This window comes from Actinoallomurus oryzae (assembly GCF_039541955.1).
GTDB lineage: Bacteria > Actinomycetota > Actinomycetes > Streptosporangiales > Streptosporangiaceae > Actinoallomurus > Actinoallomurus oryzae.
In genome coordinates this window covers 517,697-535,107 of sequence record NZ_BAABHF010000009.1, presented here as the reverse complement: position 1 = coordinate 535,107, position 17,411 = coordinate 517,697, and the positions used below count along the sequence as shown (strand labels likewise).

Here is a 17,411-nt window from a genome sequence, read left to right as displayed (position 1 = left end):
TCAGGCTCCCTCGGGATCGGCTGCGGTCGCCCGCACGTACAGGTCGGCGAGCTCGCGGCCGATGCGGGCGAGCTCGGGGGGTTCGGTCGCGGCGGCGGCCGCGGTGACGACCACGGCGTCGAGGCCGCTGGTGAGGGCGATCGCCACGGTCCGTGGATCGAAGGGGCGGAAGACGCCCGCCGCCTGCCCGGTGCGGAAGTGCTCCTCGAACAGGGCGAGACGTCCGTTGACGGAGGCGCTCTGCGCGCTGCCGTTTTTCACGATGTCGATCAGCGCCCGTACCGCGGTGGGGTGTTCGCCGACGAGTGCGACGTTCGATTCGACATAGGCGCGCAACTGCGCGACGTGGCCCTCGGCGGCGTCGACGCGCGGCCCCATGAACGCCTCGGTGACCTGCTCGATCTCGGCGACGCACGCCGTGAGCAGGTCGTCCTTGCCGGCGAAGTGGTAGCTGATCATGCCGGTGCTCGACAGGCCCGCGTGCTTGGCGATCCGGCTGAACGACGCCTTGGCGAAGCCGACCTCGGCGATCACCTCGATCGCCGCCGTCACGATCTGGGCGCGCCGGCCCGACTCGGTGAAGGTTTTTGCTCGCATGAGCAAAACTTAGCTTGCTCAAGCAAATCGCGCAAGGCGTGCGGTCGTAGAGGACTTCGGGGTTCAGAGTCGTGCGGGTACGGCCACCGCTCGTGCGGTCAGTAGCCGAGTGAGTGCGCGAGGGTCGTCATCCGGTCGCAGATCTCGTCGTCCAGGCCCCAGGAGGGGTCGAAGACGACCGGCCCCGGCGCCGGAACCGGGCGGAGCGCCGGAGAGCGAAGGAACTTCGGGTCGCCGCCGAGGAGGTCGTCCGAACGACCCGTTCCGGCGAACCGCCAGTGCTCGGTGAGCAACATCCGTTCGACGAGCCGTGGCTCGCTGTCGAGCCTCAGCCAGGACAGGATCCGCGGCAGCCAGACCCTTGGTTCCGTGAGCAGGTCCTCGGCCCGTACCCGCATCCACTGCTCCGGGGGCAACGGCGCCAGTGCCTCGATGATCCGCTGATGTGACCGGTACCAGAAGGCGGCGGCCTCGGCGACGAGCGCCTGCTCGGAGCGGAAACGCCCGGCCGGCCGCCAATGATCGTGCAGCGACCGCTGGTTCGTCACCGGATGGCGTACGAGGTGCAGGAAGCGCGCACGTGGATAGGCCGTCATGCACCGGGCGAGCATCGCGTCGTCGCTGGAGGTGTCCGGCGACTTCTCCAGGCTGACGCGAGGCCGTACGAGGTCGATGAGGTGGTCCATCAGACGCTTGGTCGACCACTCGGCGCGGTCGGCGAGCCAGGTACGGGCGCGGGCCACCGCGTCGTCGTCCTGGCCGCCCTCGTGCAGGTCGGCGACGGCCCGCCAGAGGCCGCTCAGCCGTAGCGGAAACCGCGCCCATTCCGCTCGTTCGCCGATCAGCTCACCGACCGTGGCGGCGGTGAAGACCAGCGTCTCCGGAAAGCCGTACACGTCGGGGTGGCCCGACAGCATGGCCACGGCGACGGTCGAGTAGCTGCGGGCCGGCGCGAGGAGGAAGACCGGCTCGGCTCCCGCACCGTCGGATTCACTCACCGGATCGCAGCTCAGTGACATATCCGCAATTTACGCACAAGATCTACTCCGGACACATGCCTTGAAGTCGTCGCGGTCCTGTGCGTGAAGGTACTACCGCCCGCGCCTCAGGAGAGAGGGCGCGTCAGCAGGCCCCGCTCCAGGGCGACGACGACGGCGCGGGTGCGGTCGGCGACGTCGAGCTTGGCGAAGATGCGCAGCAGGTGGGTCTTCACCGTGGCCTCCGCGATGACCAGTCGCTTACCGATGTCGGCGTTGGACAGGCCGTCGGCCACGGCGTTCAGCACGTCCACCTCACGCGGGGTGAGCGCCGTCGGCGCGGGCCGGCGCATCCGCGCCACGAGGTGCCGGGCGACGCGTGGGGAGAGGACGGTCTCGCCGCGGGCGGCGGAGCGCACGGCGTCGATGAGCTGCTCACGCGTGGTGTCCTTCAGGAGGTAGCCGACGGCGCCCGCCTCGACCGCCCGTTCGATGTCGGCGTCGGTGTCGTAGGTGGTGAGGATGAGTACCTGCGTCGAGGTGGGACCCTCGACGATCCGGGACGTGGCGGCGACGCCGTCGAGGACGGGCATCCGCAGGTCCAGCAGCGCCACGTCGGGGGCATGGCGTTCGACGAGGTCGACCGCCTCGCGGCCGTCGGCCGCCTCACCGACGACGGCGATGGCCGGTTCGGCGGCGAGCAGAGCGGCGACACCCGCCCGCATCGCCGGGTGATCGTCGGCCAAGACGACCCGGAGCACGTCCTTGGGCATGTCACTCCTCGATGGGGAGCACGGCGAGGACACGCGTGCCGTCGCCGGGCGAGCTGGTGACGGTGAGCTCGCCGCCGAGCTCGGTGAGGCGCCGGCGCATCCCGGTGAGGCCGAACCCGCGGGCGTCCGCGACCGAGAAGCCGCGGCCGTCGTCGGTGACCTCCAGCTCGACGCCGTGCGGCTGCGACGCGAGGACGACGCCGACCGTGGAGGCGGCGGCGTGTTTGCGGACGTTGGCCAGCGACTCCTGGACGCAGCGCAGGAGCGCGATCCGGGTGGTCGGGTCGCACTCGACGTCGGCCAGGTCGGCGTCGACGGCGATGCCGGTGTCCTCGGTGAAGCGATCGAGGGTGCGCCGCAGTGTCCGGGAGACGGAGCCGGCCGCGATCGTCTCCTGCGGGGACGTGCCGACCAGCACCCGCGCCTCGGCGAGGTTCTCGCGTGCGGTGCGTTCGATCGACAGCAGTTGCCGGGCCGCCCCCTCCGGATCGTCGGCCAGCCCCGACCGTACGGCCTCGGCGAGCACGACGATGGAGGCGAACCCTTGGGCGAGAGTGTCGTGGATCTCGCGGGCGAGCCGTTCGCGTTCTTCGGCGGCCCCCTGCCGCCGGTGCGCCTCGGCCAGGTCGGCGCGGGTCGACGTCAGTTCGTCATCGAGCCGGCGGGCGCGGGCCTCGGCCCGGTCCGCGACGCGCCGCGCGGCCAGGCCGAGTGCGGTGCCCGCGGCGTACGCGACCAGGGTCACGACCGTGTTGCCGGTGGCGAGGCCGCCGCCTCCCAGCACTCCGCCGCCGACGGCCGTCGCCGCACCTGCCGCGCTCAGCAGCACCGGCCACCGTGCGCTCCGGACCGGGAGCCAGAAGTACGGGAGCGAGACGATGTAGAGGGACGCGGCCCCGTCCCGCAGGAACGACACCGCCCCCAGCCCGGCGATCAGCGCGTAGGGGAACCAGGAGCGGCGAGCCGACACCGCGCCGACGAGGGCGAGGACGACCGGCACCGGCAACGACCAGACCCGGGTCCCCGCCGGATCGCCCAGCCCGGCCACGAACTCGGGGGCCGGGCCGAACACCACCCACAGGAGGGTGTACCAGCGCAGAATCGAGATCTGGTCGTCGGAGGCCGGCACGCCGATCAGCCTACGTTCTCCAGCGCGCCCGGAGCGGGGGCGGGGACGGCCCTCCGCCGGGACGGCCACCAGGCCGTCCGTCCGAGAAGCAGCAGGAGCGCGGGGAGGATCAGCAGCCGGATCACGAAGGCGTCCAGCAGTACCGCCACCGCCAGGCTGAATCCGATCTGCTTCATCTCGATCAGGTGCAGCGGGACGAAGGAGGCGAACACCGTCACCATGACGATCGCGGCGCTGGTCACCACTCCAGCCGAGCCGCGGATCCCGTCCAGCGCGGCGGCCCGGGCGGGCACGCCACGCCGTACCGCCTCCTCGATCCGGCTGAGCGTGAACACCTGGTAGTCCATTGACAGCCCGAACAGGATCACGAACAGGAAGAGCGGCACCCGGGACCCGATGGAGCCCATCGAGGTGAAGTCCAGCAGCCCCTCGGCCCAACGGTGTTGGAAGACCGCCGTCAGCACGCCGAGCGAGGCCGCGGCCGACAGAAGGTTGAGCACGACGCCGGCCAGCCCCAGCACGATCGAACGGAACGCCCGCGCGGTGATGGCGAAGGTGACCAGCAGCAGCGCGCCCAGGATGATCGGCAGGCGTTGCTTCTGGTGTTCGGGATAGTCGGCGTAGCGGGCGACGTCCCCGGTCACCGCGACCTCGGCTCCGCGCAGGCGGCCGACGGTGGCCGGAATGTGGTCGGCGCGCAGCCGCTCGAGCGACGTCTGCGCCCGCTTCTCGCTCGGATACGCCGCGACCGGCACCTCCAGCAGGGTGATCCGGCCGTCGGCCGAGGCGCGCATCCTGGTCCGGCCGGCGTACAGGGGATCGGCCGTCACCCGGTGAGCCAGCGCGTCCAGCGCCGCGAGCACCTGTGCCCGGCGCTCGGGGGCGGCCTTGACGACGACCTGGTTCACCGCCTTCAGCTCGGGGAACGCCGCGTTGACACGGTCGTAGGCCCGCATGGCGGGCAGGTCGCGGGAGTAGGCCTCCCGGCCGACGTCGGTCAGCTTCATGTACGACAGCGGCGCCGCCAGAACGAGCATGGCGGCCACCGCGACGCCCAGCGTGAGCGCCGGGCGCCCGGCGACCGGGCGCAGCACGGCCGAGGTGAGTCCGCCGTCCCGGGGCCTCGCGGCCCGCCGCGGCGTACGACGGCCGAGCGTGGCCAGCAGCGCGGGCAGTACGGTGAGGGAGCTGACCACGGCCGCGAGGGTGACCACGATGGCCCCGGTCGCCAGCGAGGCGAAGATGACGTCGCCGGCCAGGTACAGCGTCGCGCTGGAGGCGGCGACGGCCAGCCCGGAGACCACCACCGCGCGTCCTGAGGTGGCCGCGGCGATCTCCACGGCGGCGGCTCGCGGGAGCCCTCCGCCCGAGCGCGCTCGCTCCTCGCGGTCCCGCTTGAGGTAGAAGAGGGTGTAGTCGACGCCGACGGCCATCCCGATCAGCAGGATGACGTTGGTGCCGACGCCGGCGTCCGGGAAGATGTGTGAGGCCACCATCGACAGTCCGACGCCGGCCATGATCGAGGAGATCGACAGCAGCAGCGGCACCACGGCCATCACCACGGACCGGAACACCAGCAGCAGGACGATCAGCGTCACGGGCAGCGCGATGAGCTCGGTCCGGGAGAGGTCGTCGCCCCGCTGACCCTGCACGTCCTCGCTGATGGAGGGACTGCCGGACTCTTCCACCACCAGCCCCGGATGCGCCTTCCGAACCTCGGCGGTCTGCGCGAGCAAGGGCGCGACGTGCTTCTTGCCCTCCAGCTCGGGGCCCTTCATCGTCACATCGACCCGCACGGCCCGCCCGTCCGCCGACCGGATCGGCGCCGCGACCGACGCGACCTCCGCGAGCCCCGCCATCCGGCCGCGCACCTCCTGAGCGACCGCATCGGCCGTCGCCTCGTCCAGCCGCCCGGAGCCCTTGGCCGAGATGAGCACGCGCTCCACGGGTTTCTGCTGGAGCCCGCCCTGCGCCGCCAGCGCCTCGGCCCGCCCGGCCTCGCCGACCCGGAAGTCCGCGGAGGTGGCGGCGTGTCCGCCGATCGCAAGGCCGCCACCGAGGCAGATGATGACGAAAACGATCCATCCGGCGATCGCGCGCCAGGGATGATGGGCGCTCCACCGCGCCACGCGCACTGAGGGGTTTTTCATACCGTTAAGGCTGGTCGCAGGCTGATATCGCCCGACAGCGTCGACCGGTCCAACCTGCCGTCCACCGATCGGTGGACAAGCCACGTCACCCGGGCGGTCTGCCCTCCGGGGGAGAGGTGACCGCCTTTTTGCGGCAAACGCACCTTATGGTGGGTTTTACCCATTACTCTCCCGCCATGGGGAGCATGATCGCGCTGCTGGTGCGCTCACCGTACGAGGTGGCCCGGCTGCGCAGTTCACAGCACTGGCCAGGGGATTTCACCGAGGAGACCGACTGCGGAGACGGCTGGCGGGCGGCCTTCTCCGATGACGGTCCACAAGACATGAACGGAGCCGTCCAGGCGTACATGCGGGAGACCGGCTGTTCGGCCCTGCTCTTTCTCATCCTCGACGAAGGATGCGCTCTGGTTCACACCGCGGTGCCCGGCGGCCCGACCCGTCACGCGATTCTCGGACTGCGGACGGCGATCGGCGCCGGCATCGACACCACGGGCTATCAGGTCGCCGAGACCCGGCAGGAGTTGCTGGCCTGGGCCTATGCGGCCGGCACCGCGCCACGCCCGGACATGCTCGACACCGTTCTGTTCCACGATGGCGGCGAGGGCCTCGGGATCAAACTGACGGCCGGGCTCTTCGCCGGCCTGGGCATTCCCGACTTTCGTGACACCAACCCCTTCGAGCCGTCGGCCCAGCAGGACGACAAGGTCATCACCGGACCGAAGCAGGAGGTGGAGGCCGAAGCGGTGATGCTCGCCCGCTCGCCGGTGAACATCTCCAAGCTCCGCGCCGCGTACGGCTGGCCCGGTGGCTGGGGCCACGAGCAGAAGTTCAAGAAGAACTGGCGTGCGGCCAGTTCGGGCGAATGGCCCGACGATACCCACGGGGTGCTCAACGCCTTCGCCACCGAGACCGGCGGCCCCGTCCTGCTCTCCTACGTCACGGACGCCGGATTCGTGATCGTCAAGGGCACCTCCCGGCCGGGGCAGTACTGGGAGACCGTTCTCGGACTCGACGCGGCGCACGCCGTCGGGCACGGCGCACAGTATGACGAGTCCGATATCTACCCCTTCCACAAGAATTCCCGCATCTGGTCGGCGGACGCCGGACTGACGAGCGACGACCAGACCCTCCGGATCGCGTACGAGCGTCCTGGCGCCCTGGGCGAGGAGGTGCCCCTGCTGTTCGTGCTCTACGCGGGGTTGGGCATTCCCGGCTGCGAGCACATCCCGCCGTACTGGGACGGGTCTCCGCTGGAACCGGACGCCGGCGGCTGGGTGATCGTGCCGAGTTTCCAGATCAGCTTCGGCTGACCGGCGCCGGAGCGGCCCGGGCCGCGGTACTCGCCTATGCGGAACATTGCGACTGCCCGGACATATCACCACCGTGTAACGGCGCCGCTACGAGATGTAGTACAACTATTGCTGTAGTAGATCGCGGAGTGGGAGGCCGGCCGTCACCGGCGGTGCACGTCGGTGACGGCCTTCGGCTGCCGAGGTCGCCGGAAGCGGCCGGATGCCGTCGGAAGCGTCGGCGGAAGCTCGCCGTCGAACCGCACTCCGCGCCGGACCCGCAGCAGCAACAAGCGCCTGGAGCGTCAGTGGCACGACCCGAAGTCCTCACCGAGGCCGACATCGCCGGTGCCGGAAGGTACGTGATGAAGAAACTGCCAGAGGTCACTCTGGCCTTCTGGGTGATGAAGATCGCAGCGACCACGCTCGGCGAGACGGCGGGCGACCTTTTCTCCCAGAGCCTTGAGCTCGGTTACTTCCTCACGACCATCGCGCTGTTCCTGATATTCATCGCCACACTGGTGATCCAGCTGGCCTCGAAGCGGTACAACCCGTTCTTCTACTGGGCCGTCATCCTGTCCACCAGCATGGCCGGTACGACGATGTCGGACTTCATGAACCGCGAAGCGAGCGCCGAATACCTCCCCAAGGGCGAGAAATCGCTCGGCTGGGGACCGCAAGGACTGGGCTTGGGCTACCCGGCCGGCGCGACGATTCTGATCTCGATACTGGTCGTCATCTTCGTCATCTGGAAGTTCACCGGCCTGACCTTCGAGATCCGCGACATCGACACGTTCCGCGGTGAAAGCCTGTTCTGGGCGGCGATCCTGGTCTCCAACACACTGGGCACCTCGATGGGCGACTTTCTGTCCGACAGTTCCGGGCTCGGCTACGGCGGCGGTGCACTGCTCATCACCGCGCTGCTCGCCGCGCTCCTCGCCCTCAAGTACGCGCCCGCCGTGCCGAACGCGCTGCTGTTCTGGCTCGCCTTCGTCCTCACTCGCCCGTTCGGCGCCACCGCCGGTGACCTGCTCACCAAACCGGCCGCGAAAGGCGGGCTGAACCTCGGCACGGCCGGGTCGTCCGCCGTTCTTCTCGCCGTGCTGTTCGCCCTGATGAGCTGGGCACATCTCAGGGAGCGCCGCTCCAGGCCTCAGCCGGCCTGACGGCCAGTCCGGGCGTGAGGAAGCTTACTTAGACATCAATGTCTGCTGGAGGCTAACCTGTGGCTCGCTGATCTTCCCGGCGGACCACCTTGTGAGGGCGGCCGCTGACCATGAGCCAGCCACAGGAGCCGAACGCCGGACCCGGCCCATCGCCGGAAGTTCCACGCCCGGGGGCAGGCGCCGGCCTGGGGACCTCCCGCGCAGTGGTTCGGCCCTCCCGGAACGCAACCGGGCGGGCCGGCCGGCCTGGGCGCGTTCGGTCCTGCCCAGCAGGCGCCGGGGCCGTACGCTCCGGTGGATCAGCGGCAGGGACCCCACTGGCTGGGGCTGGTCGTCGCGGGAGTGGCGGCACTGCTGCTGGTCTCGGCGTTCTTGCCCTGGACGCGCGTCACGCTGCACATGCCGTCGGACCTGCCGTCCGAGGCGAGGGCCCACATCGGGAATTCGGCCGTCGGACTCTGGGGTGGTTCTTCGCACTGCCGACGGCGCTGGCGGTCATCGGTGTCGGCATCGCGGCGCTCGCCACCGCCGACCGGCACTCGTCCCGAACTCCGGGTACCTAGTCCGCGTCGGCGGCGATCTCGACGAGCCGGGCGACCACGAGCAGGTCTCGCACGCGGTGGTGGGCCGCCCGGTCGTTGCCCCACGGGCCAGGGTCGCTCCGCCGGCGCAAAAGTTCGGTGAGGCAGCCGGCGAGCGCCCGCCGGTGTCCGGGCGTCAAGGGGCCGCCCGACTCGAGTGAGGCGGCCACGCAGGAGTCCAGTTGTTCGGTGAGCCGGTCGGGTGGCGTCAGGAGAGGCGGCAGGCGGTCGCGCCGCCAGGCCTCCAGAGCACGCACCGCCGCCTGCCGCGCCACGCCGTACCAGTGTTCGGGGCCCCGGTTCGGGTTCGGATCTCCCGGGCGCGGACTCCGCCGGCCGTGGCGCTTCTCTTCCCGGCGTACGGCGGCGTACGCGCGGACGTGCTCCATCCAGCGCTCGCGGCTCGACTCCAGCACCTCCAGCGCCCGCAGGAGGCACGTCTCATCCCGCCGGATGGGGCCCGTCAGACCCTCGAGCACCCTCCAGGTCGCCTCGTAGCCGGCCGGCCGGTACATCTCCACGCACGAGCTGAACGCCGACACCCGCCGGCCGTACGGCAGGGAGCCGTTCCGAACCTTCCGGGCGTACGTGCCGAAGCTCACGCCAGGAGGCTAACCCTCCCGGCGTCGCCGGGCACGGCCGTTGAGGCGACCGCCAGGGCGGCGACGCGAGCCCCGCCATGACGCCTCCGGACTCTAGAACCGTGTTCCTCGCCAAAGCACGCCTCCGTGTGATCAGCGGCGACCCGCCGGAGGAGAACGCTGCTGCGGATCCCGCTGCCGGCGGTGACAACCCCGCAGGTCCCGAGCGTCGTACCGCGAGCGACGCCTCACCCGTCTTGCTTGACCGAGCAAACCACGCTACGGTCTTGCTCGTGCAAGCAAGAATTAGCGCAGCCAAGCAAAGAGAGCGCCGGGGCGGGCCGTCGTTCACTGAGACGGGCCGCCGCGCCCAGATCGTCGCGGCGGCGATCGACGTCATCGCCGAGGCCGGGTACCGCCGGGCCTCGTTCGCGAAGATCGCGGAGCGCGCGGGGCTGAGCAGCACGGGGATGATCTCCTACCACTTCGACGGGCGGGAGGACCTGATGCGTGAGGTCGTCGTCGAGGTGGTGCGACTCGCGGACGAGTACGTCCGCCTCCGCGTCGAGGCCCACGAGAGCCCCGCAGCACGGCTGCGCGCCTCCATCGAGGGCGAACTCGACCTGATCGCCGAGTACCCGAACCACCTCGCGGCGATTCTCGAGATCATCGGCAACCTCCAGAGCGGCGACCCCGGCATGGTCGACTTCTTCGACAAGAGAGAGGCGACCCGCGCAATCCAGGTGGAGCAGATCCGCAAGGCGCAGGGCGCGGGCGAGTTCTGCGATTTCGATCCGTGGGTGATGGTCCGGGCGATCCGCGCCGCCCTCGACGACGTGGTCCGCCACGCGGCCCACGATCCCGACCTCGATATGCGAGCCGCAGGCCGGGAGCTGGCGGACCTGTTCGACCGCGCCACCAGGAGGACGTCATGACCGCACCGGAGACAAGGACACACACCATGGAAACGCGCCGGGCATCGCAGACCGACACGGACGAAGCCGCCGTTGCGTCGGATCGCCGCCGCCGCACCGCGGCGCTGCGCCGGCAGCTCGCCGCACAGTTGCTCTTCGAGCTCGTCCTACCGCTCGGCTCCTACTACGCGCTGCGCGCGGCCGGCGCCGGCCAGTGGCTCTCGATGGTCATCGGCGGTGTTCTGGTGCTGCCGTGGATCGCCTACGGATTCGTACGGCACCGGCGCCTGGAGACGATGGCGGTGTTCACACTGAGCGTCGTGGTGGTCGGGACACTGCTGTCCTTGATCACCGGCAGCCCGCGGGTACTGATGATCCGGGACAGCTGGCTGACCGCCGCGGTCGGCCTCTGGATGCTCGGCACGCTGCTCACCCGGCGTCCGTTCATCATGGCCGCCTCGCGCGGCATCGTCATCGCCAAGGTCGGCGAGGCCGGACTGGCCGACTGGGAGGCGAGCTGGGACACCGACCCGACGTTCCGTCACCACCTGCGGCTGGTCACGACGGTGTGGGGCGCGGGCCTCCTGCTCGACGCGGTGCTGCGAGTGGTGCTGGTGTACACGATCCCCCTGGACGCCTTCCCACTCATCAGCACCCTTCTCTTGCTGGCGCTGCTCGTCGGGCTCAGCGCGTTTAACAACTGGTACTACAACCGGCACGGTCTGAAGCTGTAGGACGGCAGTGGACACCGGCTTCGAGGTGCTGATCGCGGGGGCGATCCCGACCGGCCTGCTGCTCGCCGAGGAATTGCGCCTGGCCGGGCGCGCCCGGGGCGGACGGATCGAGCCGGCGCCGCGTGCGCCGGCAAGGCGCAGCATTTGGAAATGCCTCGGCCGTTCAGGGCGGAAACAAGAGGAACAGCAATGACGTACACAGGGGTCGCCGGGCGTACGTACGTCGTGACCGGCTCGGCGTCGGGCATCGGGGCCGCGACCGCGGCGCTGCTCCGCGAGCGCGGCGCCGAGGTCATCGGTTGTGACCTCGGCGAGGCCGACATCCAGGCGGACCTGTCCACGCCTGCCGGCCGGCAGGCGTTGGTCGACCAGGTGACCGAGCGTGGGCCCATCGACGCGGTGCTCGCCATCGCCGGGGGCGGCAGGACGGGGCTACTCGAGACGAACTACTTCGGTACCGTCGCGACGCTCGAAGGGCTACGACCGCTGCTCGCGCAGAGCGAGGCACCCCGGGCCGTGGCCGTGTCGTCGACCGCTTCGCTGGACCCTGCCGACGAGCGCGTGGTTCAGGCATGTCTCGACGGTGACGAGGCCGCCGCCGTCGCCCTCGTCGAGGCGGAGCCGTCCATCGGTGGACCCACCGGCGCCTACGGCATCGCCAAGCGCGCGTTGAATCGCTGGGTGCGCGGAGCCGCACCGACGCCCGAATGGGCGGGGGCCGGCATCGCCCTCAATGCGGTCGCACCCGGCGTCGTCGACACACCTGCCGCCGCCTGGATCCTGGCGAGCGAAGACGTGCGCACCGCCGTGGAGACCGCGGCGCCGCAACCGTTCGGTGGTTTTCCCGGGCGGCCACAGTGGGTCGCCGAGCTCATCTGCTGGCTCGCCGGCGCGGACAACCGCTTCGTCACCGGACAGATCATCTTCGCCGACGGGGGTGCGGAAGCCACGATGCTAGGAGATCTTCATTGGCGCTGACCAGCGGATGGGTCGCACTGCTCGCCCGATCACGAACGTCCAAAGACGAATCGGCGGCCCGCGCATGGGGCGGCAGTCACGTTGACTCCTGAGGCTGCCGCTGTCGGGTGCGGGTGACCGAGCGTCAGCTCATTAAGCGCCGGTGCGGGACGGTGACGAGGGCCGAGCCTTCGGCCGGGGTGGAGGCGCCGGTGCAGTACGGCCCGGGACCGGGCGAGCGGCAGCGTTGACGGTGTACGCCGCCGACCCGGCGCCGTCGGAACCACCGCTTCAGGCCGCGAGACCGATGACCAGGGATCCGACGACCGGCGCCACGTACATCAGCGGGAACGGGATGTGGGAGAACCAGCGCGCCCGCAGGACGGTGACGACGGCGCCGGCGAAGTACAGCACGAGGCAGATCCCGGCGGCCGTGCCGATGGCCGGGACGAACAGGCCGGCCAGCAGGCCCACCGCGCCCGCGGCCTTGGCCGTGCCGAGCCAGGGCCGCCACGAGCGAGGGATGCCGTAGTCGGCCAGGGGCTTCACGACCCACGCCGCGCCGGCGAACACCGAGACCGCGGAGAAACCGACCATGGCGGCGGCCAGGATGGTGACGACGATGTGTGCGATGGACATCGCGGATGCTCCTCCCGTACGGATGCCGGAGCGGGTCCGCCCCGGCCGAGCGTGTCGCGCTCGTCACGAACGCAGACGGATCGGAAGGAACGGTTTGTGACATGACGGCCGGCGCCCGGACGGCCGCCGTCGCGCCTTCGGACGCGGACCGGCCCTGACCTCGGTGGTCAGGCGTGCTCCGGCGCCTCGCCGGTATCGACGACTCTGCGGGCGATCTCGCGCAGCTTGACGTTGCGCCGCTGCGACGCCTGCGACAGCATCGCGAACGCCTGGTCGGCGGACAGCTTGTGGCGCTCCATGAGGATGCCGACGGCCATGCCGATGTCCTGGCGGCTGGAGATCGCGATGTGCAGGTCGGCGTCGGCGCGGGCACTGGCGAACGCCACGGCGGCGTGGGAGGCCAGCAGCCAGCCGATCCGCTCGGAGTGTTCGGTGAGCGCCCCCGGCCTGGAGGAGTACAGGTCGAGCGCGCCGAGGTTCTGCTCCTCGGTGAACAGCTTGAACCCGAGCATGCTGCCGATCCCCAGCTCACGCGCGCGCGGCGCGTAGCGCGGCCAGCGCTCGGCCTGGTCGTTCAGGTTCTCGATGCGGTAGGACTCCGCGCCGGTGCGGGCCGCGTCGAAGCAGGGGCCCTGTCCGACCTCGCCCTGGATCCGGTCCGAGGTGAGGACGACGTCGTCGGTGGCGGCGAGCGTGCGCACCCGGCCGCCCTGGAGAATCATGATGCCCGCGCTCTCGCAGCCCTGGACCAGGTCGACCGCGTGCCGCACGATCCGGTCGAGGGTCTGCTGCAAGGAGCCCTGGGCCAGCAGGTCACGTGCCATTTCCGCCAGTGCGGTGGCCAGTTCGGCCGACACCTCGTCATTCGTCATGGGCACCTCTGTTCGTCACGACCAATCAACCTCATACCGCGTGACTCCGGCCGATAACCATGAGGAACCCTAGGGTGGGTCAATCCACTCTTCAGGAGCGCGGCGTACGGCCGGGTTACGGTGGCGACATGCCGTGGTCGTCATATGGGTCCTTTCTGGTATTCGCCGTTGTCCTCGTCCTGATTCCGGGGCCTGACTTCGCGGTGGTGACCAAGAACACGCTCGCGGCCGGCCGATGGCGCGGCGCCTGGTCCGCGGGCGGTGTGGCCGGGAGCAACGCGGTGCAGGGCGCCGCGGCGGCCACCGGCCTGGGCGCCTTGGTCGTACGGGCGCAGCCGCTCTTCATGGCGATCAAGTGGGCCGGCGTCGCGTACCTGGCGTTCCTCGGCGTGCAGGCGGTCCGATCGGCGATCCGCGGCGACTACCCGCCGCTCGGCGGCGACGCCGGCGACCGGCGCGCGGCCGGAGCGGCGTTCGGGGGATGGCGGCAGGGGTTCCTGTCCAACATCACCAACCCGAAGGTGCTGGTCTTCTACCTCGCCGTCCTGCCGCAGTTCATCGGCGACGGCGAAGGGCTGCCGGTGCTGTTCGTCTTCGCGCTCAGCCACGCTCTGCTGTCGCTGTCGTACCTGCTGGTGCTGACGGCCTTCCTCGACCGGCTGCGCGGGGTGCTCACGCGCCGGCGCGTACGGCGCGGGCTCGACGCGGTCACCGGTACGGCGCTGCTCGGCTTCAGCGCGCGGCTGGCGGCGGAACGCTGACCTCGAGCAGCGTCTTGCCCACGGTGGCCCGCGACTCGATCGCCGCATGCGCGTCCGCCGCCCGTTCGAGCGGGAACCGCTGCCCGATGACGGGGCGGAGCCGCCCGGCGGCGGCCTCGGCCAGCGCGCTCGCGGTGAACGACCGCGCCTGCTCCGGCCTCATCCGGGGCCGTACGAGCGTCACCCCGCGCGACGCCGCCAGCTCGTCCGGAATGTCCGCCCACGTGCCGCTCGCGAGGCCGTACGTCAGCATCCGGCCGCCACGGTCGAGCAGTTCGAACGCCGACCGGGCCACCGAGCCGCCGACACCGTCGAAGACCACATCCACTCCGCCGACCGCCTCGCGTACGCACGCCTCCCAGCCGGGCTCGCGGTAGTCGACGCTCACGTCGGCGCCCAGGTCGCGGGCCAGGGCGGTCTTGCGCGCGCCGCCGGCGACCGCGACCACCACGGCCCCGGCCGCGTGCGCGAGCTGGACCAGCAGCGTCCCCACGCCGCCCGCGGCCGCCTCGACCAGCACCCGGTCACCGGCGGCCGGCCCGGCCTCGTGCAGGAGGAACGTCGCGGTCCGCCCGTCGGCCAGCAGCGCCACCGCGGCGTCGAGGGTGAGGCCGGAGGGCACCTCGACGAGGGCGTCGGCGGCCACGACGGCACGCTCGGCGTACCCGCCCGAACCCCCCAGACCGCCGACGACCCGGCGCCCGGTCAGGTCCGGTGAGACGCCGTCACCGACGGCGGAGACGACGCCGCCGACGCCGTTCCCCATCACGATCGGCGGCCGTATCGGGAACGGCCCGCCGCCCCTCCGCATCTGCGTCTCCACGAAGGTGATGTTGGCGTACGCCACGTCCACCAGCACCTGCCCGGGCCCGGCCTCCGGCTCGGGCGCGTCTCCGGCGACGAGCACCTCCGGACCACCGAACTCCCGCAACCACACCGCGCGCATGCGACCCCTTTCGACGGACACCAGACTGGGACCTAAACCTTGGTTCAGGTCAAATCGCCGGCGTGGGAGAGGCGCTCGGCCTCGGTGACCGGGTCGCCGGTCAGTAGCCGGGCGCCGGCCGCCCGGGCCGTCGCGGCGTCCGCCCCGTGGCCGCCCAGCGCGAGCGGTGCGACGCCGGCCAGCCGCAGCAGGTCGTCCTCCAGCCCGGCGAACCGCCCGGGGTCGACCGCCGACAGGACGATCAGCTGGGGCGGCGACGCGGTGGCGGTGCGCAGCAGGTCGGGCATCGGTGTGTCGGCGCCCAGATAGCTGACGCGCCAGCCGTTCCGGTAGAGGACGACGCCGAAGGTGAGCAGCGGCAGGTCGTGCAGCTCTCCGGGTGCGCAGGCGAGCAGCGCGCGCGGACCCCGGCCCCGGCCCCAGCCGCGGCCGAGCGCGGCGATGCGGGCGCGCAGGACGTTGCTGGCGAAGTGCTCCTGCGCGACGGTGACCTCCCCGCGCTCCCAGCGCTCGCCCAGCTCGTGGAGGTAGGGCAGCAGGACGTCGCGCAGCACGGTCTCGGGAGTGAAGTCGGCGAGGAGCCGGTCGAGCGTCGCCTGTGCCGAGGGTTCGTCGAACCTTTCGAACGCCTCGGCGAGCGCGCGGTCGACGCCGGACAGCGCCGGCGGACCCGCGGCGGGCTGCGGACCTGGGGACCGCGGGCCAGCGGCGGTCTCCCGGAGGGTGGCGCGTGCCGCCTCCGCCGCGGACAGGCCGTGGGCGAGATGCGCCTGCATGACGCGTACGCGGTGCTCGTCGGCCTCGGAGTAGAGGCGGTAGCCGCCGGACGATCGCTCGGGCTGGAGCAGGCCGTAGCGGCGCTCCCAGGCACGCAGGACGTGGGCGCTGACCCCGAGCCGCCGGCTGAGCTCGCCGATCCGGAGCATCGCCGACCCGGGTTCCATGCTTCCCAATGTACAGACCTTAGACAGACATTTGACAATCCTGAGGCGCGTGCATAGCGTCGCAAATGAGGCCTGAACAGGGGGTTTGCCGGAGCTGGGCGTCGCGGCGAGCATCCGGTCACCGGGGGCACACACCGGAGGCCGCGGTCCATGAGCTCGGCGCGCTTGCTGAGGCCTCGTGGGGGGAACCGGGGGAGGCGGGCGGCGTAAGCCGTCCGTCTCCCCTGCGGGAGGAGAGCGCGCCCCGGCCGCTTCCAGACCCGGAGCGGTCGGGGTGACCACCTCTCATCTCCACACCGGTGCGCGCGCGGATCGCGCCGGCGATCGCGCGCGGAGCCCGGCACGTCGCCTCCCGCGAGGGGCGGCCTCGGCCGACGGCGATGTCCGCGGGAGCGGGGCGCCGGCGGCGGAGGCGCGTCCGAGCGGCGGGAGGCCGGGCGCGACGAGCCGGGCACGTGGCCAGACGGGGTTCCCCGGCCGTGCGGACGGGCGCGGTTCCCCTCGGCCTCGCCTGGCCACCAACGACTGGACGGCGCCGGATGACCGGGGGCTTTTCAGGCCGCCTCAGGTCGCGGCCAGCGCCGCGTCCACGTCGTCGTACATCGGGAGGCGCTGCGCCAGGCCGGTGATCCACAGGACGCGGGCGCTGCTGTACTGGGCGCCGGCCAGTACGAGCATGCCGTCCTCGGTGGACGAGAGGCGCTTCCAGTACGACACGACGGTGCTGAGGGCACTGGTGTCGATGAAGCTCAGGCCCGAGAGATCAAGGATGATCTTGCGGCCGTGCTCGCGGATGACACGGTCCAGATGAGCGGTGAACTGGGTACGGCTGATGATGTCCAGCTCGCCCTTCACCGCGACGACCGTACGGTCGCCATGGCGAGTGGAGCTGAGTTCGAGCGCTGCCACGGTGACCTCCACGGAAACTCAGGACGCCACCGTACAGGTCAGGCGTAACGCGGTGGGAGGGGCATCTCAAGTCGGACGATCGTTCCACGTTCACCTGCGATGATGTGAACGGCCGAGCAGATCTGGCGCGTCACCCACAGGCCCATGCCGCCTTCGGCGTCCGTGGACGGGGGCGTCTCGCCCGCGTCCGAGGGTACCCAGTGACCCTCGTCGCGCACCTCGGCGTACACGCGTCCGTTCGAGGCCCACATACGCAGCTCGGCCTTGGGGGATCCGTGCCGGACGCCGTTCGTGGCGATCTCGTTCACGGCGATCACCAGGTCGCCGACCGAGTCCTCGTCGAGTCCGCACTTACGGGCGTGCGCCGCGACGAACCGGCGTACCCCGGGTAGATGGTCCACGGTGAAATGCATCTCGTCTACCTGATCCCCCGTCTCCTCCGGCATGGGCTGGCGGTGCCGCATGGTGGGGTACGGAGGCGCCATGCGAAGA

General features: G+C 71.1%; 19 protein-coding genes. 7 read left to right on the top strand and 12 right to left on the bottom strand.

The genetic code is table 11. The features are described 5' to 3' along the window. The 5 genes from ABEA10_RS04335 to ABEA10_RS04315 all read right to left on the bottom strand — a co-directional run bounded on the left by ABEA10_RS04335 (position 1) and on the right by ABEA10_RS04315 (position 5,626). Positions 1 to 597: a TetR/AcrR family transcriptional regulator gene (locus tag ABEA10_RS04335; RefSeq protein WP_345457745.1), complete on the bottom strand. Its 597-nt coding sequence runs from the start codon at positions 595 to 597 to the stop codon at positions 1 to 3. 98 nt (positions 598 to 695) lie between these two features. Beyond that, entirely contained in the window at positions 696 to 1,595 is a 900-nt protein-coding gene (locus tag ABEA10_RS04330) for a sulfotransferase family protein (RefSeq protein WP_345457743.1), read from the bottom strand. A 107-nt stretch (positions 1,596 to 1,702) separates the two neighbouring features. After that, positions 1,703 to 2,347 (bottom strand): response regulator, encoded by a 645-nt coding sequence (locus tag ABEA10_RS04325; protein WP_345457740.1) that lies wholly within the window; start codon positions 2,345 to 2,347, stop codon positions 1,703 to 1,705. Between the two features lies 1 nt (position 2,348). Beyond that, entirely contained in the window at positions 2,349 to 3,476 is a 1,128-nt protein-coding gene (locus ABEA10_RS04320) for a sensor histidine kinase (protein ID WP_345457737.1), read from the bottom strand. 5 nt (positions 3,477 to 3,481) lie between these two features. Then, positions 3,482 to 5,626: an MMPL family transporter gene (locus tag ABEA10_RS04315; RefSeq protein WP_345457734.1), complete on the bottom strand. Its 2,145-nt coding sequence runs from the start codon at positions 5,624 to 5,626 to the stop codon at positions 3,482 to 3,484. 176 nt (positions 5,627 to 5,802) lie between these two features. Between ABEA10_RS04315 and ABEA10_RS04310 the strand changes: the two genes are divergently transcribed. Then, entirely contained in the window at positions 5,803 to 6,936 is a 1,134-nt protein-coding gene (locus ABEA10_RS04310) for a hypothetical protein (protein ID WP_345457731.1), read from the top strand. A 287-nt stretch (positions 6,937 to 7,223) separates the two neighbouring features. Continuing rightward, a complete protein-coding gene (locus ABEA10_RS04305) occupies positions 7,224 to 8,081 on the top strand; it encodes a COG4705 family protein (RefSeq protein ID WP_345457728.1) in 858 nt (285 codons plus the stop codon). 559 nt (positions 8,082 to 8,640) lie between these two features. Here the strand turns inward: ABEA10_RS04305 and ABEA10_RS04300 are convergent. Further along, positions 8,641 to 9,264, bottom strand: coding sequence for a hypothetical protein (locus ABEA10_RS04300; protein WP_345457725.1), 624 nt, complete (start codon positions 9,262 to 9,264; stop codon positions 8,641 to 8,643). 272 nt (positions 9,265 to 9,536) lie between these two features. Here ABEA10_RS04300 and ABEA10_RS04295 point away from each other — a divergent pair, with 272 nt between their 5' ends. Genes ABEA10_RS04295 through ABEA10_RS04280 form a run of 4 tightly spaced genes read left to right on the top strand, consistent with a single transcriptional unit; the run spans position 9,537 to position 11,869 of the window. Next, positions 9,537 to 10,178: a TetR family transcriptional regulator gene (locus ABEA10_RS04295; protein WP_345457722.1), complete on the top strand. Its 642-nt coding sequence runs from the start codon at positions 9,537 to 9,539 to the stop codon at positions 10,176 to 10,178. 26 nt (positions 10,179 to 10,204) lie between these two features. Next, complete coding sequence (locus ABEA10_RS04290) at positions 10,205 to 10,891, top strand: VC0807 family protein (RefSeq protein WP_345457719.1); 687 nt, start codon at positions 10,205 to 10,207, stop codon at positions 10,889 to 10,891. A gap of 7 nt (positions 10,892 to 10,898) precedes the next feature. Continuing rightward, on the top strand, positions 10,899 to 11,084 hold the full coding sequence (locus ABEA10_RS04285) for a hypothetical protein (RefSeq protein ID WP_345457716.1): 186 nt from the start codon (positions 10,899 to 10,901) through the stop codon (positions 11,082 to 11,084). Then, positions 11,081 to 11,869, top strand: coding sequence for an SDR family oxidoreductase (locus tag ABEA10_RS04280; protein WP_345457713.1), 789 nt, complete (start codon positions 11,081 to 11,083; stop codon positions 11,867 to 11,869). The genes ABEA10_RS04285 and ABEA10_RS04280 overlap by 4 nt, the downstream gene beginning before the upstream one ends. Positions 11,870 to 12,139: 270 nt before the next feature. Here the strand turns inward: ABEA10_RS04280 and ABEA10_RS04275 are convergent, their stop codons facing one another. Further along, complete coding sequence (locus ABEA10_RS04275) at positions 12,140 to 12,487, bottom strand: DoxX family protein (RefSeq protein ID WP_329249660.1); 348 nt, start codon at positions 12,485 to 12,487, stop codon at positions 12,140 to 12,142. Positions 12,488 to 12,654: 167 nt separating this feature from the next. Further along, positions 12,655 to 13,359: a GAF and ANTAR domain-containing protein gene (locus tag ABEA10_RS04270; RefSeq protein WP_345457707.1), complete on the bottom strand. Its 705-nt coding sequence runs from the start codon at positions 13,357 to 13,359 to the stop codon at positions 12,655 to 12,657. Between the two features lie 206 nt (positions 13,360 to 13,565). Here ABEA10_RS04270 and ABEA10_RS04265 point away from each other — a divergent pair, with 206 nt between their 5' ends. Beyond that, on the top strand, positions 13,566 to 14,120 hold the full coding sequence (locus tag ABEA10_RS04265; protein ID WP_345457704.1) for a LysE family translocator: 555 nt from the start codon (positions 13,566 to 13,568) through the stop codon (positions 14,118 to 14,120). Here ABEA10_RS04265 and ABEA10_RS04260 read toward each other — a convergent pair. From ABEA10_RS04260 to ABEA10_RS04245, 4 genes are all read right to left on the bottom strand, one after another. Next, entirely contained in the window at positions 14,092 to 15,066 is a 975-nt protein-coding gene (locus tag ABEA10_RS04260) for a zinc-binding dehydrogenase (protein ID WP_345457701.1), read from the bottom strand. The two genes, ABEA10_RS04265 and ABEA10_RS04260, sit on opposite strands and share 29 nt — an antisense overlap. 44 nt (positions 15,067 to 15,110) lie before the next feature. Then, positions 15,111 to 16,010 carry a MerR family transcriptional regulator gene (locus ABEA10_RS04255; protein WP_345457698.1) on the bottom strand — a complete coding sequence of 300 codons (900 nt, stop codon included), beginning with the start codon at positions 16,008 to 16,010 and terminating at the stop codon, positions 15,111 to 15,113. 564 nt (positions 16,011 to 16,574) lie between these two features. Further along, a complete protein-coding gene (locus tag ABEA10_RS04250) occupies positions 16,575 to 16,919 on the bottom strand; it encodes an STAS domain-containing protein (protein ID WP_345457695.1) in 345 nt (114 codons plus the stop codon). A gap of 38 nt (positions 16,920 to 16,957) precedes the next feature. Then, positions 16,958 to 17,332 (bottom strand): ATP-binding protein, encoded by a 375-nt coding sequence (locus ABEA10_RS04245; RefSeq protein ID WP_329249676.1) that lies wholly within the window; start codon positions 17,330 to 17,332, stop codon positions 16,958 to 16,960. Positions 17,333 to 17,411 lie beyond the last annotated feature (79 nt).